Raw genomic sequence first — 24,647 nt, 5'->3', positions numbered from 1 at the left:
GGAGAAGGATTCGAACCTTCGAAGGCAGAGCCGTCAGATTTACAGTCTGATCCCTTTGGCCGCTCGGGAACCCCTCCCCAAGTGCGAGGCGCATACTAACAGATCTTCGCTCTTTGTGAACCCCTTGAAGCGTTTCTGGCAGCAAAAAATGACTGTTCGTCGATTTTTTGATACATCCAGCTCAAAAATCAAGCTTATCAGCAAGTTGCATGCTGATTTTCTGCACAAAAGAGCATCCGTGCAAGGGGGTGAGGTAGATAAGAGAAGACTGCCAGTGTCGGCAGTCTTCCCGATCATCACATCTAGCGCTGGAACGGGTAGACGGAACCCAGTTTCAGGATTTGGGTCAGCTCGTCCAGCGCGCTGCGAGACTCCTGCACCAGGGTCGGATCACGCAGGTCATCGAGGGTCAGGCGGTCGCGGTAGTGGCGATCTACCCAGCCATCGAGGCGGGCAAACTGGCTGTCGTTGATAAGGCAGGCCGGATTGACCGCAGCGAGTTCCTGATCGTTCATGGCAACCCGCAGTCGCAGGCAGGCCGGGCCGCCACCATTACGCATGCTCTGTTTCACATCCATATAGTGGACCGCCTTGATCGGAGTCTCCTGCGTCAGCAGCTTGCCAAGATAGGCCGACACCGCCGGATTATCGCGGCACTCGGTGGGGGCGATAATGGCCATCTCGCCGCTCGGCAGGGTGAGGATCTGGGTGTTGAACAGGTAGGATTTCACCGCATCCAGCACGGATACCTCGGCAGTCGGCACTTCGATAAAGTGCAAATCCCCCTCGCCAAACTTGTCGCTGATCTCTGATAGCACGGCTTCGGTGTTGAGGAACGCTTGCTGGTGGAAGAAGAGCACATTCTGGTTGCCCACTGCGATCACGTCGTTGTGGAATACCCCCTGATCGATCACCTCCGGGTTTTGCTGAATAAACACCACGCTCTCCTCGCCAAGGCCATGCAGGCGGGCAATGGCCTGGCTTGCCTCCAGAGTCTGGCGGGCCGGATAGCGCTTCGGCGCCGGGCGGGAGTAGTCAAAGGCGCTGCGGCCATAGACAAACAGCTCGACCCCCGCCTCGCCGTAGGCGCGGCAGAGGCGGGTGTGGTTGGCCGCCCCCTCGTCACCGAAGTGATCATTTTCCGGCAGGTGGAGGTGGTGGCTGAAGTGGCGATCATTGTTGAACACGGCGCGCAGGATACGGCCAGTGACGTCCGGCTCCAGTGATCGGTGAAACTTGTTGGTCAGGTTGGCGGGTGTGAAGTGAATGCGGCCATCCCGGGTATCGGCACTCGGGGAGACGGTGGCGGCGTTGGCGGTCCACATGCTGGAGGCCGAATAGCAGGCGGCCAGTACGGCGGGAGCCTGTTTGGCGGCCTGTTCCAGCACCCGGGCATCGTTGCCGGTGAAGCCGAGGCGGCGCAGGGTGGCAAGATCGGGGCGCTCTTGTGGCGCCAGTACACCCTGGGTCATGCCAAGCTCGGTCAGCGCCTTCATCTTGAGCAGCCCCTGTTTGGCGGCCTCTTTCGGATTGGAAGCCTCCTGGGCATTGCTCTGGGAGGCAACGTTGCCGTAGGAGAGGCCTGCATAGTTATGAGTCGGGCCGACCAGACCGTCGAAATTGACCTCGAAGTGCTTCATTGAGTACATCCTTTCGATTTTTATGATGGGTAGCGGTTCCTTCCGCGCACAATGCGTCGGGGTTGGGCCATTATAAAGAGATTTTATGTTTTTGTAACAAGCCGGTAACCAGCAGACGTTTTTATGTCGTTTCAGATATAAAAAGAGGGGCGGTATGGCAGAAAATTGAAAAAGCGGTTGCGTCCGGCCTGTTGCCTTCGCATTAATAAATAAAGAAGCAATAAAAGAAGCCGTGTGGTTCGGGCTGGTCAGGCAAATTTGCTCACAAGATTGCTTTTTCGCGCCAAATCTCTTATACAGCCCCACAAAACCGCACACCAACCCCGTCGGGTGCAATGAGGATAATAGTTACAGCATGGGCAAATCACTGGTCATAGTGGAGTCTCCGGCCAAGGCCAAGACGATCAACAAATATCTGGGCAAGGACTACGTGGTGAAATCCAGCGTTGGTCATGTTCGCGATCTGCCCACCAGCGGCAGCGCCAGCACCGAGCCCAAGAAACCCGTCATTCGCGGTATCAAGTTGAGCGAAGCTGAAAAGGCAGCCAAGGATCGCAAGGCCCTGTTTGCCCGGATGGGTATCAATCCGACCGCTGGCTGGCAGGCTAACTACCAGATTTTGCCCGGCAAGGAGAAGGTGGTCAGCGAGTTGCAAAGTCTGGCCGAGAAAGCCGACACCATCTATCTCGCAACCGACTTGGATAGAGAAGGAGAGGCGATCGCCTGGCACCTGCGCGAGATCATTGGTGGCGACGACAGCCGCTACAAGCGCGTGGTGTTCAACGAGATCACCAAGAGCGCCATCAAGGAGGCGTTCGCCCAGCCGTCCGAACTCAATATTGACCGCGTTAATGCCCAGCAGGCTCGTCGTTTCCTCGACCGAGTGGTGGGTTATATGGTCTCTCCACTGCTGTGGAAGAAGCTGGCGCGCGGTCTTTCCGCCGGTCGAGTGCAATCCGTTGCGGTGCGTCTTATCGTCGATAAAGAGCGCGAAATCAAGGCGTTCGTACCGGTCGAGTTCTGGGATCTCAATGCCGACCTGCTGACTGCCGACAAGAGCGATCTGCGTATGGAAGTGGTCAGCCGCAACGGGGCTGACTTCAAGCCGGTGACCCAGGCCGAGACCTTTGCCGCTGTCGCAGCCTTGGAAGGGGTCGACTACAAGGTCGTTAACCGGGAAGACAAGCCGACCGGCTCCAAGCCGTCCGCGCCGTTTATCACCTCCACCCTGCAGCAGGCGGCCTCTACCCGTCTGAGCTTCGGGGTCAAGAAGACCATGATGATGGCCCAGCGTCTCTATGAAGCGGGTTACATCACCTATATGCGTACCGACTCCACCAACCTCAGCAAAGAGGCGGTTGAAGCGGTGCGTGAATATATCGGCGAGCATTATGGCGCGGCCTATCTGCCAGCCGAGCCGAATCTGTATGGCGCCAAGGCCAATGCCCAGGAAGCGCACGAAGCGATCCGTCCCTCCAACGTACAGGTGACTGCCGAGATGCTGGAAGGGATGGAGCCGGATGCCATGCGTCTGTACGATCTCATCTGGCGTCAGTTCGTTGCCTGCCAGATGACCCCCGCTCAGTACGACTCTTCCACCCTGACCGTCAAGGCGGGTGAGTTCGAGCTCAAGGCCCGTGGTCGTACCCTGCGCTTCGCCGGTTGGACCAAGGCGCTGCCGCCGATGGGTCGCAAGGGTGAAGATAGCCAGCTGCCTGCGGTCACCGTGGGCGAGGTGCTGAAACTGGTCAAGCTGGATCCGCGCCAGCACTTTACCAAGCCGCCTGCCCGTTTCACCGAAGCTGCGCTGGTGCGCGAGCTGGAAAAACGCGGCATCGGCCGTCCCTCTACCTACGCCTCCATCATCTCCACCATCGTTGATCGTGGTTATGTGCGGGTCGAGAGCCGCCGTTTCTTCGCCGAGAAGATGGGTGAGATCGTCACCGATCGTCTGGTGGAGAACTTCGTCGAGCTGATGAACTACGAGTTCACCGCCAAGATGGAAGACAAGCTCGATGGCATCGCTGAAGGGAGCCTGGAGTGGAAGAAGGTGCTGGATGCCTTCTACGCCGAGTTTACCCAGGAGCTGGAGAAGGCTGACAAGGCGCCCGAAGAGGGCGGCATGCGTGCCAACCAGATGGTGATGACTGACATCGACTGCCCGGATTGCGGCCGCAAGATGGGCATTCGTACTGCCACCACCGGTGTTTTCCTTGGCTGCTCCGGCTATGCCCTGCCGCCGAAAGAGCGCTGCAAGAAGACCATCAACCTGGTCTCTGCCGACGAGTTTGTCTCCGCCACTGACGGTGAAGAGGCGGAAACCGAAGCGCTGCGTGCCAAGCACCGTTGCGGTGTCTGTGGCACAGCGATGGATGCCTACATCATCGATGACAGCCGCAAGCTGCACGTCTGTGGTCGCAACCCGGACTGCGATGGCTACGAAATCGAGAAGGGCCAGTTCAAGCTCAAGGGCTACGAAGGGCCGAGTATCGAGTGCGACCGCTGCGGCAGCGAGATGCAGCTCAAGAACGGTCGTTTCGGCAAGTACATGGGCTGCACCAACGAGACTTGCAAGAACACCCGCAAGATCCTGAAAAACGGCGACATCGCGCCGCCGAAAGAAGATCCGGTACCGTTGCCGGAGCTCAAGTGCACCCAGTCCGATGCTCACTTTGTGCTGCGTGACGGTGCTGCCGGTCTGTTCCTGGCAGCCAGCAACTTCCCCAAATCCCGCGAGACTCGCGCGCCGCTGGTGGAAGAGCTCAAGCGCTTCAAGGATCGCATCTCCGCCAAGCACAAGTATCTGGCGGGAGCCCCGCTCACCGATCCGGACGGCAACCCCGCCATCGTGCGCTTCAGTCGAAAGACCAAGGAGCAGTACGTGATGAGCGAGGTCAACGGCAAGGCGACCGGTTGGACCGCTCACTACGACAACGGTACCTGGCAAGAGAGTTTGCCGAAGGCGAAGAAAGCCTGATGACAAAGAGGCCCCGACCAGGGGCCTCTTTGCTTATGGATAAGGGTATACTGAGACAGCTGCAAGGAGTGCAGCAGTCGTCAATCGCGAAGTAGACAAGGAGGTTGAGATGGAGATTAACGAGATCCGGCCGGGCATGAGCTGCATGACCCGGGAAGGGGCTGCCTATGTGCTGGAGGTGGACCGACAGAGCCTGCTTGTGCTGCTGCAGCGCGAGGACGAGACTATACCGGTGCAGGTGCGCAGTGAGGAGATCCTGGCACCGCTGGAGTGATCTGGCAGTGCCCCCCTCAAAACGGCAGTAGAAAAAGCAGCTCGGCCAGGTCGGGCTGCCATTGCCACTCCTTCATTCTGACCCGCCCACCAATCACGGGCACGCCCTCTTCCTGCAGCAATCCCGCCTGTCTGTCGAAGCCAGCCGACCCTTTTGGTAAGGAGATGGTGCCTGCTGCGCCCAGCACCCGATGCCACGGCAGTACCTTGTCGGTTTCCCGCAGCACCTTGCCTACCAGTCTTGCCCGTCCGGGCAACCCCGCCAGATCGGCCACCTGACCGTAACTGGCCACCTTGCCGGCAGGGATCAGGGCGATGATCGCTTCGATACGGGCTGTTTTGTTCAATGGGGATGGACTTGGTTCAATGCTCATAGACCCGATTCGTCAAAAACAACAGAAGCGCCATTGTGGCGCTTCTGTCATGGGGCTGGCAATGATTCAGCCGAAGGTCTGGCTAAGCCCCTTCAGTTGCTTGGCCCGTTCCAGCAGAGCCTGACTTGAGTGATCGACATCCAGCATCTTCTGACTGTTGGCGTGGGAGTACTCGGAGATCTGGTGGATGCTGCGGCTGATCTCCTCCACGACCGCTTGTTGCTGCTCAGCAGCGGTGGCGATCTGAGTGGAGTGTTCGGTGACCAGCTCTATCTCTGCCAGCACGGTATGGAGGCTGCTGGCGCCCTGGCGGGTCATCTCGGCACATGCGCGGGTCTGTTGCAGGTTCTCCTGCATCATCCCCTTCCAACGTCCCAGCGTGTGCTGGATCTGCTTGATGCTGCCCTGGATCTGCTCGGTCGCCTTGTGGGTGCGGGTCGATAGAGTTCGCACCTCGTCGGCCACCACTGCAAAACCACGGCCCTGCTCCCCGGCGCGAGCCGCTTCGATGGCAGCGTTGAGGGCCAGCAGGTTAGTCTGCTCGGCGATGCCCTGGATCTCGCCCATCACACTGCCAATCCGTTCGGATTCGCTGGCGAGCTCTACCGCCGAGTTGAACGCCAGCTCTGCCTGTTTGGCGAGCTGTTCGATCTGTTGTTCGGTCTGGTTCAACTGCTGGTTGGTTTGTTCACAACGATTGCGAGCTTCGTTGACCTGACCGTTGGAGTCCTGAATGTTGCGGGCGATCTCGTGAGCTGTGTTGGCCATCTGAGTCATAGCCGTAGCCATCTGCTGGGTCTGGGCATCTTGCTCGTTGATATCGAGACAGGCTTGATGAGAGGCCTGCTTCAGATTGATGGCCAGGGTTTGCAGAGGTGCCGTGGCATCATTGATCCGCCCCAACACGGTTCGGATGCGGGCCTGCAGCATCTTGATATGAAAATCGGCAATGGCGCCGGGATTGTCACCGGAGTAGACCAGCCGGGTCAGACTGTCATATTCGCGGCCCAGTTGCTGCAGATAGTGGGGCAAGGCGAAGAGCTCGCGCCAGTAGGCTCCGCCAAGAAGCAACAGGGGCAGCAGCATCAGCAGGACGGTCATGGCCCCTTGGCTGGCGAAGGCCCAGCCCATTATGCCGAGCAGCAACAGGGTAATGGCCGGGGTGCGCACTCTGGCAAGAGAGGGAAGGTTGCTGCTGTTGCCGCGCTCGGCCTTGAGCAGGGCTTGGTAGGTCTGAGCGGCGATGCGCTTGAATTGGGGCTCGGGCTTGCAGCGTACCGACTGGTAGCCGCTGATCCTGTTCCCCTCGTAGATGGGGGTGACGTAGGCATCTACCCAGTAGTAACGACCATCCTTGCAGCGATTTTTGACGATGCCGCGCCAGGGTTTCCCCTCCTTGAGGCGGGCCCAGAGATCGGCGAAGGCGGCCTTGGGCATGTCGGGATGGCGCACCAGGTTGTGATTGTGGCCAACCAGCTCGTCGGCGCTATAGCCGGCGATGGTGCAAAAGGCCGGATTGGCGTAGGTGATCACCCCGCGCAGGTCAGTGGTGGAGACCAGTTGTACGTCGGCAGGAAACTCCACTTCGCTATCCAGGGTATGGACGTCTCTGCGGGCCATAGGAATACGCTCCGATGCTCTTGTTGACAATGTTGTCGTTGTTATTGTGGCAGATCTGGAGGTGGCCGCAGGCTCGCGCCAGCAGGCGCCAGACCAGTTTCATAGGGGGCTGAATTTTGCCAATAATGGCGGATGAATGGTAGGGGGTTGTGAGATTTTGTTGGCTAATTGTAAAAAAGGCGGCCAATTGGCCGCCAAAGTAGAGACAACATTACCTCTGTGGCATCCGGTAGCGCACCTGCAACTGATCGAGGATCTGCAGCTGGCCCGGCAGGCGGGCGGTGAAGTGCTCCCAGCCCTTGTGGGCGGGCTCGCTCCAGGCCACCTCGGCCGTGGCCAGCATGCGCGGGAACAACATGTAGTCGAGACGATCGCGGCTGGTGATCAATTCTGACCACAAGGGGCTCAGTACCCCGAGGATGTTATCGTTGGCATGGAAATCGGCTGGCGCAGGATCGCAAGCATAGACCTGCTCCAGATTGAGGGTTCCCGCCCAGTAGAGGCCGGGTTCATGAATATCGGCGCTCCAGGCGAGATCGAGATAGAGGAACTGGGCGGGCGCCATCACCACCGGATAGCCGGCCGCGGCGGCGTCCAGCCCCGCCTGAAAACTGGTCCAGGCACAGACGGCAGCTTTGCGGCTCACCTTGTCGCCATGCAGGATCTCCTCCCAGCCGATCATCTGTTTGCCTCTGGCGGCCAGATAGCGCTGGCAGTGGCGCAGCAGATGGCCCTGCAGCTCGCGACAGTCGGCGTATCCCTGTTCGGCCATCAGCTGCTGGCAGGCGGGGCTGTCGGTCCAGACCCCGGTCGGCACCTCGTCACCCCCCATGTGGATCTGCGGGCCGGGGAAGAGCTCGCACACCTCGTCCAGCACGGCCTCTAGGAAGCGGTAGGTGCCGGGCAGGGCGGGGTTGAGCACGTTGTCATCGAAATGCTGAACCGAGCGGTAGCGGGAGTGATCCGCCGTTTCGATCAGCAACTCGGGCAGCGCCTTGATGGCGGCGTGGCAGTGGCCCGGGATGTCGATCTCGGGAATGACGGTGATGCCGAGCTCACTGGCATAGTTCACCAGCTCCTTCACCTCGCTCTGGGTGTAGTAGCCGCCATAGGGTTCGGCGCCGCCGCTGAGCTGGGGGCCGATCGCCAGATCGTGGCCGCGCCAGGCACCCACGTCGGTCAGTGCCGGGAAGGCTTTGATCTCGAGTCGCCACCCCTCGTCATCGGTCAGATGCCAGTGGAAGCGGTTGAACTTGTAGAGGCTCATCAGCTTGAGCAGGCGCTTGATGGTGGCCGGAGTGTGGAAGTGGCGGGCGCAGTCGAGAAAAATGCCGCGAAAGCCAAAGCGCGGGGCATCCTCCAGTGTGATGCAGGGCAGGCTCTCCCCATGTTGCAGATACCACTGGGCTAGCGTCACCAGCCCATGGCGCCAGCCCGTTTCGTCGGCGGCGGCAATTACCACCTCCTGCGGCGTGATGGTGAGTTGGTAGGCTTCAGGGGCTAGCTTGGCCTCGGTTAGCCGGATTTCTGCGTCGTGATCCTGCTCCAGTGCCAGCGACGTCAGCTCGTTGAAGTGGGCCAGCAGCTTCGGTACATCGCGGGGGGCGCTGACATGAGCCCGCTCGGCCAGCCGGAAGTTCCCCTCCAGCAGTACCAGATGGGCCGGTTGCGGCACTATGCCGGGCAGGGGCTCGACATCCGGTAGATCGGGTCGGGTTACCGGCGGGTTTTCCAGTCCAAGATCCTGAGCGGCCAGTGTCACCGGCAGCAGCTGGGCACCTGTGGTCGCCTCCGGCAAGCTGAGGAAAAAGCCCTGCGGCATGTCGGAGAGCTTCTTGATGGGCGTCTGGCGGCAGCAAAAGCGCAGCTCGCAGCTGCCAGCGTTCGGGATCAGCACCTTGTAGCTGCCGCTCTGGCGCTCCAGCTCGCCCCCTTGCAAGGAGTCGGGGTCGATATGGCGAGCTAGACAGAAGTGCAGCTTCCACCGGGTATCCGGTATGTGGGAGAGGGTGAAGGTGAACCAGACATCCTCGCCGTCACGTCGGGCGACCTGGGTGTGGATCAGGGGTGTAGACATGGAAAATCCTCTGATTGGGCAAACAGGATGGCGCCATCGAGCGCATCTGCCTGGGGGGGGATCAGGTTGAGCTGGCCGAGACGGGGAGCGAGGCGGGTGCCAATCCCCCCCAGCAGGGCGATCTGTCTGGCACCCAGCTGGGTCATCCCCTCCAGCAGGATCCGCAGTTGTTCGCAGGTTTCGTCCAGCAGCTGATTGGCGAGCTCGTCACCATCGCTGGCGGCATCGAATACCCAGGGGGCAAAGTGGCCATAGTCCGCCGGAATGGCGCGGGCGGCCCAGCGTACCACTTCAGCCTGATCCCGCTTGAAGCGGTCCATCAGGCGGATGGCGAGGGTGCTGGGGGGCAGAATGCCGTCGTGGCAGAGCAGGGATTGTTGGATGGCGCGCAGCCCCAGCCAGGCGCCGCTGCCTATGTCTGAAATGGGGGAGCCGCGGCCGGAGCAGGTGCGAATGCGCCCCTCCTGATAGACCAGCCCCACCGAGCCGGTACCGGCGATGAGGATGGCCCCCTCACGGCCGCCAAAGGCGCCGAGGCAGGCACCGAAGGCATCGGAGGTGAGTCTGACGCTGGCAAAGGGGAAGGGCATCTCGAGCAGGGCGTGATAGCAGTCGGCCAGCTCGGCGGAGGCGAGCGCAAGCCCGACCCCCATCTGCTGTTCACTTTCGATAGCGATCCCGGCGGCAAGACGGGCGCTGGCGATGGCGGCCAGCACATTGGCGTGGGCATGGGGGATGCCCAGCTCCAGATTGGAGCCGGCCGCGCGCCCCTCTCCGAGCAGCTTGCCCGCCCGATCCCGAATGCGGGCGCGGGTGTGGGTGCCCCCGCCATCGACGCCGACCCAGAACTCAATCATGGCGACCTCCCTGCTCATGTCGATCACTCTGCGCACTCTGCCAGCTGATGGCAAGGGCAAACCAGGCGGCGTGGGGGATCCACTGCTCGCCCCAGCGCCAGTTCTGATCCAGCCGCTCCCTGTACTCCTCCGGAATAAAGGCCACGTCGTTTTCGTCATCAAACCCTGAGGTGATGCCGTTGCAGATCCCCCCCTGCGCATTGGGATACCCGGCGGTATAGGCGGGGTTGTTGATGCCGTGGCCCGCCAGCATGCAGGCGTTGAAGGGGTTTTGCCCGAGGATCCAGTCGAGTTGGCGCTGGCCATAAGTGAGCAGTGGCTGGCTCTGGCGGGGGAAGTGGCGGGCGCCAGCAAAGGCCATGGCCGCCAGCGAGGCGAGGCGGGCGTTCTCCCCCTGCCACCAGTAACCGGATTCGTTGTTGTGGGGCATAAAGAAGCTGACGCGCGGCGCTTCATCCACCCCTTTGACATATTGGCGGGCGAGGGAGAAGGGGTTGCCCGCGCGGGCACAGAGCGCCAGCTCGGCGGCCAGCGCCTGCTCCACCACGGTTTGTACCCTAGCCTTGTATTCCTGATCCGGCTCTACGCCCAGATATTCCAGCAGTGCCAGCACCGGCAGACCCGCCTCAGCGGCGTGGTAGTAGGGGCGCGAGCCATCCTCGTTGGCCGACCAGTAGTGACCCAGCTCAGGATGAGGGCGCTGGCGGGCACAGAGTTTGCTGGCACGGGCTCTCGCCTCATTCAGCCACTCGGCGCCGAAAGTGCGGGTCAGCTCCACCGCTGCCAGCAGGGCGCAGTAGTCGTCGATGATGTTCTCGACCCCGTCATCGAGGTAGGCAAGGTTGTGTTCGCACAGATGCAGGTAGCCGCGTTTGGCTGCCTCGGCGTAGCGGCTGGCATCGAAGTCGCCGCTGACGCTCTCGCGGGCGGCGCGGGCCAGCGCGGCGATGGCCATGCCGCCCCCTTGGCGAAAACCCGCCTGCCAGTTGGCGGACTTGAGCCCCTGCTGGGTGGCATAGGCGCACAGCTCGCGCTGGGCGGGATCCTTGCTCCACTTGTCGAACAAAGTCATGTAGAAGAAGCCCGACTCATCCTGCATCCGGCAGAGGAAATCGGCGCCGTGCAGCGCCTCGTCATTGAGCCGCTTGCGGAGGTTCACCCCGTCGATATCGCGGCGTGGGGCCAGCAGTTCCCGGCACTTGAGCAGTGACCACACCACCATGGGGGTCTGCTGGGGGTTGAGGTAGTTGGCGTAGGAGAGGTGGCTCAGGTACTTGCTCATGTCGCCGCTGGCATCGAACCAACCGCCGTGCACATCTTTGTGCTGGTCGGTGCCAAACAGGCGGGCATTGCGGTCGGCCCGATCGAAGGTGCCGCTGGCGCGCTGCCCTTTGAAGTAGTGAATGACATCGGAGAGGCAGCGGCTGGCCAGCAGATCCTGGCCGATGGCAAAACGGGTCGAGCGGACTATGCCTTGGGCAGTGATCGCCTCCAGCCGATAGTGGCCGGGCTCCTTGAAGGCGGAGAAGTCGGCGCGCCAGTAAGCGCGCCCTTGCCAGCCTGGGACGCTGCCAGCCGGTTGCAGCGGGGTTTCAAACAGGATCTGGCCATCATCGAGGCGTTGCAGCCTGACATAGCCGCCGAGATCAGGGGCGGGGGAGGTTTGCAACAGGGCGACCTTGTGTCCGTCGCACTCGTAGCCCACCTGATTGATCAAGAGTTCCATCAAGGTATTACTCCTGTGGTTCACCGCCGGGCGGTGAGGCACATCACGGGGCTGTGGCCGCCCCGTATCGAGGCATGGCCGGACAGGGTTGTCCGGCCGGTATCGGGTTCACCTTCACTCGTAGAGGTAGCAGCGCACGAAGTGGTTGTCGGCAAGCTTGGTGATAGGGGGGAGCGCCTCCTTGCAGCGGGGCATTGCCTGATTGCAGCGCCCGGCAAAGGGGCAACCGCAGGACTCCGGCGTCCAGAGCGGGATCTCCCCCTTGCGGCCACCCTCCAACTCGGCGTGGATGCTCTTCTCCGGATCGGGCACCGCCGAGATAAGCAGCTGGGTGTAGGGGTGCTGCGGGTGGTGCAGTATCTCGTCCACCTCACCCCACTCCACCATGTGCCCTACATACATGACAGCCAGATCTTCCGCCACATAGCGGGCGGTGGCGATGTCGTGGGTGATGTAGAGCATGGAGACGCCGAGCTCATTCTTCATCTGCTCCATCAGGTTGAGGATGCCGATGCGAATGGAGACGTCGAGCATGGAAGTCGGCTCGTCCGCCAGCACCACTTCCGCCTCCACCGCCAGATTGCGGGCGATGTTGACCCGCTGGCGCTGGCCGCCGGAGAGCTGGTGCGGATACTTGGCCGCCGTTGCTTTGGCAGGGGTCAGGCCGACCTTTTCCAGTAGGGCGTAGACCATGTCGGGCAGCTCTTTTTTGTCGATCACCTTGCTGTGCAGCAGCAGGGGGCGGGCGATATGGTGATAGATGGTGTGGGTCGGGTTGAGCGAACCGAACGGATCTTGCCACACCATCTGCACGCTCTGGCGATAGTCCAGCAGGGCGGTGCCCTTGTTGAACTCCTCCAGATCGTGGCCGCGATAGAGAATGCGCCCGGCACTGAGCTTGTACATCTTGGCGATGATCTTGGCGATGGTACTCTTGCCGGAGCCCGACTCCCCGACCACCGCCAGGGCGCGGCCCCGGTGCAGGTTGAAGGTGATGTCGGAGAGTGCCCGCATCTTGCCACTCTTGATGGCATTGGAGTTGATGGGGAAGTCCTTGTAGAGGTGCTGGACTTCGATGATGGGTGCATCGGTTTTGGCGATTTGCATGACAGACATCCTTAACAGCCAGCGGCCTTGTCCAGATAGATCACGGAATCTTGTTGCAGTCCCTGCTCCTCATAGAGGTGGCAGGCGGTCTGTTGCCCGGGGCGGATCTCGGCCAATCTGGTGTACTCCTGACGGCAGCGATCGTGCACCTTGCCGCAGCGGGCCTGAAAACGGCAGCCGACCGGTACCTCCAGCAGGTTGAGCGGGGTGCCCGGGATCCCCTCCAGCACCTTCTTCGGTCCGTGCAGGGGCGGGAAGGAGTTGCCGAGCCCTCTGGTATAGGGGTGTAGCGGCGCGGTCAGGATCGCCTTGGAAGGAGCCACCTCCACCAGCTCACCGGCATACATGATGCCGATGCGATCGCAGAACTCCACCATCAGGGAGAGGTCGTGGGTGATGAACAGAATGGAGAAGTTGAACTTCTCTTTCAGGGCATAGACCTTCTGCAGGATCTCCCGCTGCACCACCACATCGAGCGCCGTGGTTGGCTCATCCATGATCAGGAGTTCGGGGTTGAGCGCCATGGCGATGGCGATCACCAGCCGCTGGCGCATGCCGCCGGAGAACTGGTGCGGGTAGTCCTTGAGCCGGCTCGGGTGGATATCGACGATGGTGAGCAGCTCCTGGGCGCGCTTGATCGCCTCGTAACGGGTCATGCCGGGGTTGTGGGCCAGCAGCACGTCGCAGAACTGCTCCTCCATCCGCAACACAGGGTTCAGGGCGTTCATGGCGGACTGGAACACCACCGACACCTGTTGCCAGCGGTAGGAGCGCAGCCGCTCGTCACCGTAATGGAGGATGTTCTCCCCTTTGAACAGGATCTCGCCACCGCTGATGTAGGCGGGCGGCTTGTGCAGCCGGGCCACCGAGAAGGCGACGGTGGATTTGCCGCAGCCCGACTCACCGGCGAGACCGAAGATCTCGCCCTGTCTGATATCGAAGCTCACCGAGTTGACGGCGCGCACGTCGCCATTTTCGGTGATGTAGTCGACGCAAAGATTGCGTACTGACAGCAGGGGATGCTTGTTCATGCTGTCTTCTCCTGTGCGGCAGAGAGTGGTGTGGCGACCGGGGTGGCAAGTTTCTTCCAGCGGCTCAACCCTTTGTGGGAGCGCAGCTGCGGGTTGGCAATCTCGTCGATGGCGAAGTTGAGCAGGGCCAGACCGGCACCCAGGGTGGCGATGGCAAAGCAGGGCGCCAGGATCTCCCACCAGGCGCCGACCAGAATGGCGCTGGAGGTCTGGGCGTTGTAGAGCATGATGCCCCAGCTCACCACGGTCGGGTCGCCGAGACCCAGGAACTCCAGGGTCGCTTCGGTGACGATGGCGTAGATGATGGAGCCGATAAAGCTCACCCCGATGATGGAGATGAGGTTGGGCAGGATCTCCACCAGAATGATGCGCCAGGCCGGCTCCCCCAGCACTTCGGCGGCGATGACGAACTCCTTCTCGCGCAGGGCCAGGGTCTGGGCGCGGATGACCCGCGCGCCATAGGCCCACGAGGTCAACCCTATTATCACGGCAATCACCGCCGGTGACGCCTCCCCGATAAAGCTCGCCAGCACCAGTAGCAAGGGAAGGTTGGGGATCACCAGCACCACGTTCATCAGGAAGGTGAGGCATTCATCCACCAGACCACCGAAGTAACCGGCGGTGATGCCGATGGCGACGGCCAGGGTGCAGACCAGCAGGCCTGCGCTGAAGCCCACCAGCAGCGAGATACGGGCGCCGTTGGTGAACTGGGCCCAGATATCGTGGCCCATGCGGGTGGAACCCATCACGAACTCGGCACTGGGTGGCTGGTGCGGGCGAGCCACCCGTTTGGTCGGCTCGTTGCTGGCCAGAATGGGGGCAAAGATGGCCATCAGTACGAAGGCAACCACGATGGCGAGGCCACAGGCAGCCTTCTTGTTGCCCAGCAGGATTTTGAGAATGGTCGGCATACGCATCTTATTTGCCTCCTGTACGCAGACGGGGATCCAGGAAGACGTAGAGCACGTCGGCCAGGAAGTTGAAGCTGAGCATGGTGATGGTCATGATGAGCAGCTGCCCCTGAATGAGCGGGTAGTCGCGGGCCAGAATGCCCTGATAGAGGGTCAGGCCCAGGCCGGGATAGTTGAAGATCACTTCGGTGATGAGGGAGCCACCGATGACGAAGCCGAGCGCCATGGAGAGGGCGGTGACGCTGGGCAGAATGGCGTTGCGGGCGCCGTAGTTGAAGATCACCCGGTTGCTGGAGAGCCCCTTGGCCTTGGCCATGGTGATGTAATCCTCGCCCAGCAGGTTGATCATGTTGTTGCGCATGGTGATGAGAAAGCCCCCCACCTGCACCACGGCCAGGGTCAGCACCGGCATGATGGCGTGGGTCATGATGCTCTTGATGTGCTCCCAACCCCAGTCAGCCTTGATCTCCGGGCTGTAGGCGTAGCCGATGGGCAGCCACTCGAGGCTGACCCCGAACAGGAACAGGGCGAGCAGGGAGACCACCACCGGCGGAATGGCCTGCATCACCAGGGTGAGCGGGGAGAGAATGCTGTCCATCCGGCCGCCGCGATACCAGGCGGCGAAGATGCCGACGATGGAACCGATGGAGAAGCTCAGGATGGTGGAGGTGCCGACCAGAAACAGGGTCCAGCCGATGGCACGGCCCAGCACGTCAGAGACCTGCTGCGGGTAGAAGCGCACCGAGGTGCCGAGATCCCAGGTGAAGACACTCTTCACATAGGTGAGAAACTGGGTGCCGATGGGGCCGTCGACAAAGCCGAAGGTGGCTTTGAGGGCTTCTAGGGCGGCGGGTTCCATCATGGCGCCAGCGCGGGCAAACATCACGGAGACAGGATCCCCTGGCATGGCACGGGGTAACAGGAAGTTGATGGTGGCGGCTACCAGAAAGGCAACCAGGTAGAAGGAAAAGCGTCTCAGTATGAATCCCATGATAGTACCTTTTACTGCAAGTCTGCCCCGCGTCGGGTATAGCTACCCCAACCCCGGCAAAGTCGGGCAAGAAGGGGATTAACGGGGAAGATGGCCCCCCGCAGGGGGCCGGGATTGTTTAGCTGTTTGGCTTGAGGGACAACACGTGCAGCAGACGCTCAGGGGTGTCCGGGTGGAGCTGAGGTTTGGCTACCGGGTTATCAGCACTGAACCAGCCGTTGAAGCGCTTGGTGCTGTACTCGTACCAGGTCGGGTTGTTGAAGACCGGAATGATGGTCTGGTTGGCACCAACACGATCCTGGATGGCGAACATGATCTCCTTCTGCTTGGCCGCATCGGCGGTCTGGGTGAAGTCATCGATCAGCTTGTCGAGCTCGGGGTCCTTGTAACGGGGCGCGGCGAAGCGGTTGCCACGCTCACCCATGTTGCGGGAGTGGAACGCGGTCTCGAAGTACTTGTGCGGGTTGGCACCGGCAAAGTAACCCTGCAGGGCTACGTCGAAGTCACCGGTGATCAGGTTCTCGGTCCAGACGGTTGCTTCCGGGGTGGCGGTCTTGGCGTTCAGGCCCAGTGCCTGCAGCCCTTCTACACCGATCTGTACTGTGTTGACCCAGTCGGTCCAGCCGTTCGGTACCAGTACCTTGAACTCGATCTTTTTGCAGCTCGGGGTGTCGAGGAACTTGTCGCCGTCACAATCCTTGTAGCCTGCCTCTTTCAGCAGGGCCTTGGCCCCTTCCAGATCGAACTTGTTGTACTTGCCGTACTTCTTGTCCACTTCCGGGTTGTTCCAGGAGTCAAAGGCTTTGCCCAGACCTGACGGGTACTCGTTGACGGTGGGGTAGCCGTAGCCCGCGATATCCACCATGGACTGGCGGTCCATCGCCATGGAGAAGGCGCGGCGGAAGTTGATGTCGTTGAAGGCTTCGTGGTTGCCCGGGTTCTTGGTCTGGAAGTTGACGTTGAACGCCACGGTACCGGAGGCCGGGAACCAGTATTTGTTGTTCTTCGGATCGTTGCCGACGTAGAGGCGCTCGATATCCGGCACGAAGGAGCCGAACCAGTCGATGTCACCCTTCATGACAGCAGCCAGCACCTGATCGTTGGTGGCCATTTGCGGCATGCGGATACAGTCGATGGCGAGGTTGGCGTTATCCCAGTAGTGCGGGTTGCGGCACTGGGTATAGAGCTGGGCGGAGAAGTTGTCCACTTCGGTGAAGGGGCCAGTACCAACCGGCTTGTCGTTGGTGAAGGCAACCGGATCTTTCACCGATTTCCACTGATGCTCCGGCACGATAGGTACCAGCACCAGATCGTTCACCACGTTGGTGTTGACCTCGGTTAGGTCGAATTTGACCTTGTTGGGGGCCAGCTTCTCGACGCTCTTGATCTGGGTCCAGATTGAGCGCTCATCCAGCGCCTTGTTGGCCTTGACCAGATTGAAGGAGAAGATGATGTCATCGGCATCAAAGGCTTCGCCGTCAGACCACTTCACGCCGTCACGCAGATCGAAGGTGACGGATTTCAGGTCATCGCTGAACGCATAGTTGGTGGCCAGACGATAGACGGGTTTGCCCCCTTGCATATCGTTGAAGATCACCAGCGGTTCATAGATGAAGTGACGGGTGGTGTGCAGCAAGCCCGCTTGCAGGAAGGGGTTGAAGTTCTTGACCCAGGCGGTTTCCTGCTGTGCGACCATGGTCAGCACGGTTTTGTTTTCTGCGGCCATGGCGTTACCGGCGGCACCGGCAAGCATCATGGTTCCCAGCATTACAGCGGTAGAGATTTTGGATACTTTGGCAAGCATATGTTTTCCTTTCTTATTTTTTGGCATTCCCGAGGGTTCGCCTTGTTTTGTGTGAGCACCGGTTTCGCATGCTGATGAAATCGGCCCTCTGTGTTGGTCAGGTGTCTAACCTTTGTCGTTCTGTTTTCCAACGCCCTAAGCAAACCAGAATTAACAGGAAAACAACAACTATTGATTTCGTTGTTTTCGTAAAAATTAACGGTGTTACGTCAATCTCGTCAAAATCGATTTTTATCTGTTTAAAATCATTGGTTTGCGTTATTTGCTCTCGCGTAAAAAGTGGCTGTGAAAATGGCGTATATGACAAATTTGTGAATTGGATCTGCTCTCGGTTTCGGGATCGGGCGGGGCTTTGTTTTGCATAAAAAGAAACCAGATGGCCAATTGTGATCCGGCGCCCGTTTAGGGCGCCGTGTCACGGTTTGCGGTTGGCGAGTTGACGCAGGGTCTGTGCGCTGTGCTGCAACTGCTGGCGCTGGTGGTCATTGAGCGGGCAGTGGCCCAGCACATACTCGGTGGTGGCCACCACCGTCTTCCAGCGTGGTGACTTGGGCAGGGTGTCCAGACTCAGGTATTTGTCGAGGGTACGGGTCTGCGGGCTGGATCTGTCCATATAGACCCGCCACAGCTTGCTCTTCTCTGCCAGCACAATTTTGCCCTTGCCGGTCCCCTGCTGCCAGGCATCCAGGGTGAGCTGCATGGTCTCTACCAGCGCCCGGCGCAGCGGCTCGTCATCCTGCTGGCGAATGAGGTCGTCGGCCAGCGAACGGAACTCGCCACCCAGGCGGCTCAGCTCGCCCAGCAGCTGTTCATCTTCGATGATGGCTTGCCGCGAGAGGTTCTTGAGGGCGTTCTCCAGCGCCATTACCCGGTTCTCATCCTGACGCAGCTCGGTACTCAGAGTGAGGGCGAAAGCGGCCTGTCCTCCGAGCGTGATAGGCAGAGCGCGGGCGTTGAGCACATCTTTTTGCCCGGCCACCAGAAACTCCAGATTGTGTTCCCGCTCGCTGGCAAGGTCGGGCCACTGCTGTTGCAGCGGGGTGGCGAGCCACTCATTGAGGGGCTGCCCCTCCATGGCTTCCGGCTCCTGCCCCAGCAGGCGCGCCAGCACCCGAGAGGCAAACAGCACTGTGCCCTGCTCGTCGATAAAGATCATGGGGTCGGCCCCTTCGCCGAGCAGGGCCAGCAGCCGCTGCTGATCCTGATGCAGTCGATCCTGCAGGGTGAGGCGATGTTCGATCTCCTGCTTCAATAGCCGGTTCTCTACCAGCGAGGCGCGTCCGGCCTTGGCCTCGAGCAGTGCCTTGACCCGGGCAAACAGCTCTTCTTTGCAGAAGGGTTTGACCAGATAGTCGTTGGCACCGGCCCCGAAGCCCTCCTCGATATCCTTGGGCTGGTTGAGGGCGGTGAGCAGCAGCACCGGCAGCATATCTTTCGGGTGTTGCTGGCGCAGGCGACGGCAGACGTCAAAACCGGAAAGGGTCGGCATCATCACATCGAGCAGGATGAGGTCCACCGGCTCCTCGGCCAGCTTGGCCAGCGCATCGTGGCCGTCACTGCTGGGCAGGATGCGGTAGCCGCAGGGCTGCAGCAGATGGCGCAGGATGTGCAGGTTGATGGGCTCGTCATCCACCACCAGAATGAGCGGCGCATCCTCGGGGGGAGGGGGCAGATCGTCGCTCTCCCAGTCCGGCAGGATCAGCGGTTGCTGGCGCACCAGCTGATGCTCGATCTGGCGGCTGTCGAGGGTCAGATTGGCCGCTTTGCCGGTGGCAAGGGGCAGGGTAAAGGCGAAGGTAGAGCCAACGCTCGGCTCGCTCTCGACAAACAGCTCGCCCCCCATCAGGTGCACCAGCTGGCGGGTGATGGAGAGGCCAAGGCCGGCCCCCTGCTTGCTCACCTCCGGGCTCATCTGCACCAGCGGCTCGAAGATGTGCTCCAGATGATCGGGGGCGATGCCGATGCCGGTGTCGGTGACCTTGATGCGCAGGAAGTTGTTCTCGACGATGGCACTGAGCACCACCTTGCCCTGCGGCGTGTACTTGATGGCGTTACCCACCAGGTTGTAGAGCACCTGTTCGAGCCGCTGCTCGTCGGCCAGCACCGGCGGCAGTTCGGCCGGGCTGATATCCACCAGAGTGAGGGGTTTGGCCTGCACAAGATGCTGGCAGAGGTCCAGCACCAGCCGGATAACCCCCTTGGATGAGACGGGCTGGGAGTGGATCTCCAGCTGGCCGTAGCGCATCTGGTGGTAGTCCAGCAGATCGTCCACCAGACGGGCCAGGCCGTCGGCGCTCTTGATGATGAGCCCGAGCTGCTTTTGCTGCCCTTCGGTCAAATCCTGCTGGCTGGCGAGCATGGACTCGGCCATTCCCTTGATACCGTGAATGGGGGTGCGCAGCTCGTGGGAGGTGTTGGCCAGCAGTTCATCCTTGAGCTTGTCCGCCTGCTGCAGGCTGAGGTTCTGCCTGTGGGTCAGCTTGACCTGCTGTTGCAGCTCCTGGGTCTGCTGTTCGATCAGTTCGATCTTGTCCTTCACCGAGCGCTGCATATGGCGAAACGCCTCGGCCAGCCGGTCGATATCATCGCCGGTGCGCTCGATGGCGATGGGGTGATCCAGCGCGCCGTCGGCCACCTGCTCGGCTGCTTCGGTCAGCGATCGCAGCGGCGCCGTGATGGAGTGGGAGAGCCAGCGGGAGAAGAGGATCAGCAGCAGTACCGAGCCCGCTCCCAGCACAATCACTAGGGTTTCCAGCTGGCGGATCGGGGCATAGGCTTCCCGGGTAGAGATCTCGGCGATAAAGGCCCACTCGGTATCGAACACCTTCACCTGGGTGTAGGCGGCCAGCACCTCGTCATCCTGATAGGAGTGGAACAGCCCGACCCCCTGCTCGCCGGAGAGCGTCTTGGTGATGAGGGGCGTTTGCAGTGGACGGAAGTTGGGGCTGAAGCTGTTCTCTACGCTGAACTCCGGTGCCAGCCAGGCATCGGCGCGCATCCGCTTGTCAGGGCCGATCAGGATGGTCTCGCCGGTCTCGCCCAGCCCCTCCCGCTCCGCCATGATCTGGTTGAGCTTGTCCGGCAGCAGCTCGAAAATCACCACACCGCGCACATAGTCGTACTGCATCACGGGGGCGGCCATGTAGGCGACCACCTGCCCGGTCAGCTCGTTGCGGCCAAAATCGGTGAATTCGAAGATCTGCTGCGGCTTCTGGCCGCCATCGAGGCGCCGCTTGATCTTGGCAAAGGTCTGGCCCAGACCGCTTGACTGATAGGGGCCGGAGAGCAGATTGGTGGCAAAGTTAGGGTGCTTGGTGACCGAATAGACCACATCGCCGTTGAGGTCCACCAGAAAGATGTCGCTGTAGTTGGACTTGCGCACCATGTCGGCATAGCCGCGATGAAAGCGCTGGTGCACCCGGCCATACATCTCGTCGGCGAGGATAAGCGCCGTGATGGAGGGTTCGATCTCTACTTGGCTGTCCGGTTTGCGCAGTTGATCCCAGGAGCCGGGCAGATAGCGGGCCTGGGCGCGGCTGCGGGCCTCCTGTGGCGTGGTACCCAGCTTCTCGAAGGCGCCGGTAAAGCCATAGAAACGGCCGATACTGTTGCCGGCAAAATCCTGCTGGGAGAAGTTGATGATCTGCTCTTTGAGGTTGTTGAAGTAATCCTCGAGCTGACTCTTCTTGATATTACGAACGGAGACCAGATGGTTGGAGGTCTGGGTGGTGAGATCCTTGCCGTGGCTGTATAGGAAGAAGAGGGTGATGACCAAAAAGGGCACCATGCCCAACATGAAAAAAGCCAGCATTAACTGCGGCCTGAGCCCACGAAGCGTGAAGATCCATTTCATCTTGTGATTTTCAATTGAGAATCCGGTTATTAAGCCGCTCAAGTCTCGAACGAAAGCGTAATCATTTCAACGACTTTATCCCAAATTCGCTTGGTGGGTCACAGCTGGCTGGAGAAAAATGCAGCAAGGCGTTTAAACCCTGAGCAAACAGTTTGCATCAGGGCTTAAATTGCGAAAAAGGGGTTGTGCTGGCGCTCGTGGTACGTATAATGCGCCTCGTTGTCAGGCAACTGGCACGAAAGCAGTAACGCGGGAATAGCTCAGTTGGTAGAGCACGACCTTGCCAAGGTCGGGGTCGCGAGTTCGAGTCTCGTTTCCCGCTCCAATTTTCCATCACACCAACGATGGAACTCACTTTCAAGACTATCAGTCTTGTCAGCATGGCGCGTTAGCAAAGCGGTTATGCAGCGGATTGCAAATCCGTTTAGTCCGGTTCGACTCCGGAACGTGCCTCCATCTTTTCTCTATTTATCTCAATCATTACTCTTCGAGTCTGAGCCTTGGTCAGTATCCTTGCTGTACCAGTAACTGTTCGCAGCCAGCCTGTTTCCACTCGCGCTCGAGATAGTGGCTCACATCCGCCATGTTTTGCCCCCGATATTGAAACTGCACCTCGGCACTGTGCTGGTTGAGATCCGCAATCCGTTGCTTCAGTGTGCCGCATTGCCACAGGCTGACGGTGGGCACGCCCCGTTCGGCCAGCACAATGGCATCTTCCCGATTCAGTTGCCACTCCTCCAGTTGTGCCCGTGTCAGGGCAACCATCAGCACCAGCAGTGCCACTTCCGGCAGTTTCATGCGTGTCTCCCTACTGCATGTTTTTCCCCTGATAACTGTGGCAAAGCGCACGATTTTCGCAAGTTTGTTAACTGTTGGTTAATGACGTAACCCGTTTTCAGTATTTCCCGTTTTTCACCATTTTTTTATAAAAAAATGCGTTGGTGATGTAGTAATCCTACATGGAGTGGGGTAATCTTTGCTCAGTGGTCTTACCAGTAAGGAGTTACATCATGTTTCATCCCTTTTCCCTGACTCAGATTATTCTTCGTCGCATTTATGTATTGCTGGTGGGCATTCTGGCTTTCCCCGTGATGCTGTTTCGCAGCGATCGCGCCCGCTTCTACAGCTATCTGCACCGGATCTGGAACAAAACCAGTACCAAACCTGTCTGGCTCAAAATGAGCGAGCGTGGCGAGCGGATCTTCTACTAATCCGCAATGTGATTTCGATGAAAAAGACAGCTTCGGCTGTCTTTTTTTATATGTTTAAAAACACATAGTTAATTATGTGCTCTGCTATTATCCGCATTCCGGTTACATGGTCGGCATCGATAGTTCCTGTGTCGTGCAGATTTGCCGAGCAGGTCCACTTCCCTTTGCCCCCCCTCTCTCGACGTGCTCTGTGATGCAAGGAGATGCGATGATCATTCGTCAGGCAAGGACCGCGGATATTCCCGCGCTGGTGGCTCTGCGCATGCAGCTGTTTTGCGAGGTGGGTGAGCTGGCGACGCCGCAGGCTGACCCGGCCTTGTGGCAGGCAACGGTTGACTACTTTACCCGGGCGATGAGTGAAGAGGGGGCTTTATCCTGGCTGGCCGAGGCCGATAAGCAGGAGGGCGGCAAGCAGATCGTGGCTGCGGGAACGCTGGCGCTGTTTGTGCGGCCACCCTATCCCGGCAATCTGGCGGGTGTGGAGGGGTATTTGCTCAATATGTATACGCGGCCGCAATGGCGCCTGCAGGGGATCGCCACGGCGCTGCTCGACACCATTGCAGCCTTCGCCATAGCGCGTCAGCTGGGCAAGGTGTGGCTCCATGCCAGCGAGCAGGGGCGCCCTATCTATGAGCGGATCGGCTTTGTTGCCAATCCGGCCCAACTGGAGTGGCTACCGGCTGTGGAATAAGGGTTGCAACTCTGCACGAGTGGCGCCTGGTCGGTGAATTTGATTTATAGCAATAAATATGGCGTCAGATGGGAGCGCGACAACGCGGCCAACTATGCTGATGGAGCACGCCACCATTATCTTATTGATCCACAGCGTGGTTTGGCCATGGTGGGTGCCAGTCTGGAGGATAAGTTTCGATGTTCAATAGCAAACTGAAAGCCGAGTTGCAGCAGTGCCAGGATCAACTTCTGGAACAGCAGGGATTTTTTGACGCTGTGCACGGCAGCGTAGCGACCATCACCTTTACGCCAGATGGCACTGTGCTGGCCGCCAATGATCTCTTTCTCAACGTGGTGGGTTTCAGTGCGCCAGAGGTTATCGGTCAGCATCACCGCCTCTTCTGCGACAAGCAGTATGCCCAGAGCAGCGCTTACCAGCAGTTTTGGGCAGATTTGAAGCAGGGGCGTTCCCGCACCGGTGTGTTTCAGCGCTTCACCAAACGGGGGGAGGCGATCTGGCTGGAGGCGACCTATTTTCCTGTCAAGTTGCGGGGCGTGGTGACCAAGGTGATCAAGATTGCGGCCGACATCACCGAGCATCATCTGCAACTGCTTAGCCAGCAAGCGGTGGTAAAGGCCCTTGATCGTTCTTTGGCCGTCATCGAATTCACGCCGACCGGTGAAGTGCTCACTGCCAACGGCAACTTCCTTCATACCATGGGCTATACCCTGGCGCAGGTGCAGGGCAAGCATCACCGTATCTTCTGCGACGATCAGTTCTATCGCGAACATCCCCACTTCTGGGATGAGCTGGGGCGCGGCCAGTACAAATCCGGTCTCTTCTGCCGTCAAAATAGCCACGGCAGCAAGGTGTGGCTGGAGGCAACCTACAACCCGATCCTTGATGAGAATCGCAAGGTGGTGAAGGTGATCAAGTTCGCCAGCGACATCACCGAGCGGATTAACAAGAGCAATGCGGTACGCGAAGCGGCCATGCTGGCTCACGACGCGGCGCGGGAGACCCTGAACTGCGCCGAGCGCGGCGCGGGTCTGCTCTCCTCGGTGGTCGATACCTCCAGCCTGATTGCCAGCCAGCTGACTCACAGCATTAGTCTTATCAACCAGTTGAACGAGCAGTCGCGCAGCATAGAGGCGATTGTCTCCACCATCAGCAGTATCGCCGACCAGACTAACTTGCTAGCTCTCAACGCGGCCATCGAGGCGGCGCGGGCGGGGGATCAGGGGCGGGGTTTTGCTGTAGTGGCCGACGAGGTTCGCCAGCTGGCAGCCCGCACTTCCCTCTCTACCGACGAGATCGCCAAGGTGGTGCAGAACAACCGGGAGCTGACCGCCAAGGTCACCTCCGAGATGTCCGATGTCGCCAGCAGCGCCGAGCTGGGTAAACAGCAGGTGGGCGAGGTGAACGAGGTGATGAGCGACATCCGCCGGGAGGCGAACAACGTCTCCAGCACCGTCTCTGATCTGGCAATCTGAACCCCCTGACTTCCTGTCATGCCGGGGCA

At 60.0% G+C, this 24,647-nt stretch carries 18 protein-coding genes and 2 tRNA genes; 7 read left to right on the top strand and 13 right to left on the bottom strand.

Going from position 1 to position 24,647, the window contains the following annotated elements:
- Positions 1-302: 302 nt before the first annotated feature.
- A complete protein-coding gene (gene astB / locus G5149_RS06095) occupies positions 303-1,640 on the bottom strand; it encodes an N-succinylarginine dihydrolase (protein WP_019446732.1) in 1,338 nt (445 codons plus the stop codon).
- Between the two features lie 355 nt (positions 1,641-1,995).
- Here astB and topA point away from each other — a divergent pair, with 355 nt between their 5' ends.
- The gene (gene topA / locus G5149_RS06090) at positions 1,996-4,617 is read left to right on the top strand and encodes a type I DNA topoisomerase (protein ID WP_337072400.1); all 2,622 of its coding nucleotides are present in this window, start codon (positions 1,996-1,998) and stop codon (positions 4,615-4,617) included.
- A 109-nt stretch (positions 4,618-4,726) separates the two neighbouring features.
- On the top strand, positions 4,727-4,891 hold the full coding sequence (locus tag G5149_RS06085; RefSeq protein WP_162851498.1) for a hypothetical protein: 165 nt from the start codon (positions 4,727-4,729) through the stop codon (positions 4,889-4,891).
- A 16-nt stretch (positions 4,892-4,907) separates the two neighbouring features.
- Here the strand turns inward: G5149_RS06085 and G5149_RS06080 are convergent, their stop codons facing one another.
- The 11 genes from G5149_RS06080 to G5149_RS06030 form a co-directional block, all read right to left on the bottom strand.
- Complete coding sequence (locus G5149_RS06080; RefSeq protein WP_337072399.1) at positions 4,908-5,264, bottom strand: MGMT family protein; 357 nt, start codon at positions 5,262-5,264, stop codon at positions 4,908-4,910.
- Positions 5,265-5,330: 66 nt separating this feature from the next.
- Positions 5,331-6,884, bottom strand: coding sequence for a methyl-accepting chemotaxis protein (locus tag G5149_RS06075; protein WP_421212048.1), 1,554 nt, complete (start codon positions 6,882-6,884; stop codon positions 5,331-5,333).
- A gap of 211 nt (positions 6,885-7,095) precedes the next feature.
- Positions 7,096-8,961 (bottom strand): beta-N-acetylhexosaminidase, encoded by a 1,866-nt coding sequence (locus G5149_RS06070; protein WP_421212046.1) that lies wholly within the window; start codon positions 8,959-8,961, stop codon positions 7,096-7,098.
- Positions 8,946-9,818: a BadF/BadG/BcrA/BcrD ATPase family protein gene (locus G5149_RS06065; protein ID WP_421212044.1), complete on the bottom strand. Its 873-nt coding sequence runs from the start codon at positions 9,816-9,818 to the stop codon at positions 8,946-8,948. The genes G5149_RS06070 and G5149_RS06065 overlap by 16 nt, the downstream gene beginning before the upstream one ends.
- On the bottom strand, positions 9,811-11,544 hold the full coding sequence (locus G5149_RS06060; protein ID WP_421212042.1) for a glycoside hydrolase family 9 protein: 1,734 nt from the start codon (positions 11,542-11,544) through the stop codon (positions 9,811-9,813). Before G5149_RS06060 ends, G5149_RS06065 begins: the two co-directional genes overlap by 8 nt.
- 114 nt (positions 11,545-11,658) lie before the next feature.
- Positions 11,659-12,651 carry an ABC transporter ATP-binding protein gene (locus G5149_RS06055; protein ID WP_005353824.1) on the bottom strand — a complete coding sequence of 331 codons (993 nt, stop codon included), beginning with the start codon at positions 12,649-12,651 and terminating at the stop codon, positions 11,659-11,661.
- Positions 12,652-12,662: 11 nt separating this feature from the next.
- A complete protein-coding gene (locus G5149_RS06050; protein WP_005362143.1) occupies positions 12,663-13,682 on the bottom strand; it encodes an ABC transporter ATP-binding protein in 1,020 nt (339 codons plus the stop codon).
- Positions 13,679-14,599 (bottom strand): ABC transporter permease, encoded by a 921-nt coding sequence (locus G5149_RS06045; RefSeq protein ID WP_123172573.1) that lies wholly within the window; start codon positions 14,597-14,599, stop codon positions 13,679-13,681. The genes G5149_RS06050 and G5149_RS06045 overlap by 4 nt, the downstream gene beginning before the upstream one ends.
- Before the next feature lies 1 nt (position 14,600).
- Positions 14,601-15,584: an ABC transporter permease gene (locus G5149_RS06040; protein WP_005353818.1), complete on the bottom strand. Its 984-nt coding sequence runs from the start codon at positions 15,582-15,584 to the stop codon at positions 14,601-14,603.
- Positions 15,585-15,702: 118 nt separating this feature from the next.
- On the bottom strand, positions 15,703-17,388 hold the full coding sequence (locus G5149_RS06035; RefSeq protein ID WP_005347706.1) for an ABC transporter substrate-binding protein: 1,686 nt from the start codon (positions 17,386-17,388) through the stop codon (positions 15,703-15,705).
- Positions 17,389-17,803: 415 nt separating this feature from the next.
- Complete coding sequence (locus G5149_RS06030) at positions 17,804-21,241, bottom strand: ATP-binding protein (RefSeq protein WP_421212039.1); 3,438 nt, start codon at positions 21,239-21,241, stop codon at positions 17,804-17,806.
- A gap of 249 nt (positions 21,242-21,490) precedes the next feature.
- On the opposite strand from G5149_RS06030, the gene G5149_RS06025 reads away from it, so the two are divergent.
- Together G5149_RS06025 and G5149_RS06020 are read left to right on the top strand one after the other, a co-directional pair.
- Positions 21,491-21,566 (top strand) — tRNA-Gly (locus G5149_RS06025).
- A gap of 57 nt (positions 21,567-21,623) precedes the next feature.
- Positions 21,624-21,697, top strand: a tRNA-Cys gene (locus G5149_RS06020).
- Between the two features lie 48 nt (positions 21,698-21,745).
- Here the strand turns inward: G5149_RS06020 and G5149_RS06015 are convergent.
- Positions 21,746-22,039: a hypothetical protein gene (locus G5149_RS06015; protein ID WP_005347702.1), complete on the bottom strand. Its 294-nt coding sequence runs from the start codon at positions 22,037-22,039 to the stop codon at positions 21,746-21,748.
- Positions 22,040-22,251: 212 nt separating this feature from the next.
- On the opposite strand from G5149_RS06015, the gene G5149_RS06010 reads away from it, so the two are divergent.
- The 3 genes from G5149_RS06010 to G5149_RS06000 all read left to right on the top strand — a co-directional run bounded on the left by G5149_RS06010 (position 22,252) and on the right by G5149_RS06000 (position 24,618).
- On the top strand, positions 22,252-22,452 hold the full coding sequence (locus G5149_RS06010) for a YbfA family protein (protein ID WP_005334863.1): 201 nt from the start codon (positions 22,252-22,254) through the stop codon (positions 22,450-22,452).
- A gap of 208 nt (positions 22,453-22,660) precedes the next feature.
- Positions 22,661-23,143: a GNAT family N-acetyltransferase gene (locus G5149_RS06005; protein ID WP_421212037.1), complete on the top strand. Its 483-nt coding sequence runs from the start codon at positions 22,661-22,663 to the stop codon at positions 23,141-23,143.
- 179 nt (positions 23,144-23,322) lie between these two features.
- On the top strand, positions 23,323-24,618 hold the full coding sequence (locus G5149_RS06000) for a methyl-accepting chemotaxis protein (RefSeq protein ID WP_005347688.1): 1,296 nt from the start codon (positions 23,323-23,325) through the stop codon (positions 24,616-24,618).
- Positions 24,619-24,647: the final 29 nt, after the last annotated feature.

Origin of the sequence: Aeromonas sp. 600479, assembly GCF_049175515.1 — a bacterium.
Lineage (GTDB): Bacteria > Pseudomonadota > Gammaproteobacteria > Enterobacterales > Aeromonadaceae > Aeromonas > Aeromonas veronii_A.
The sequence above is the reverse complement of the archived record's forward strand: the minus strand, read 5'-3'. Positions and strand labels throughout refer to the sequence as shown.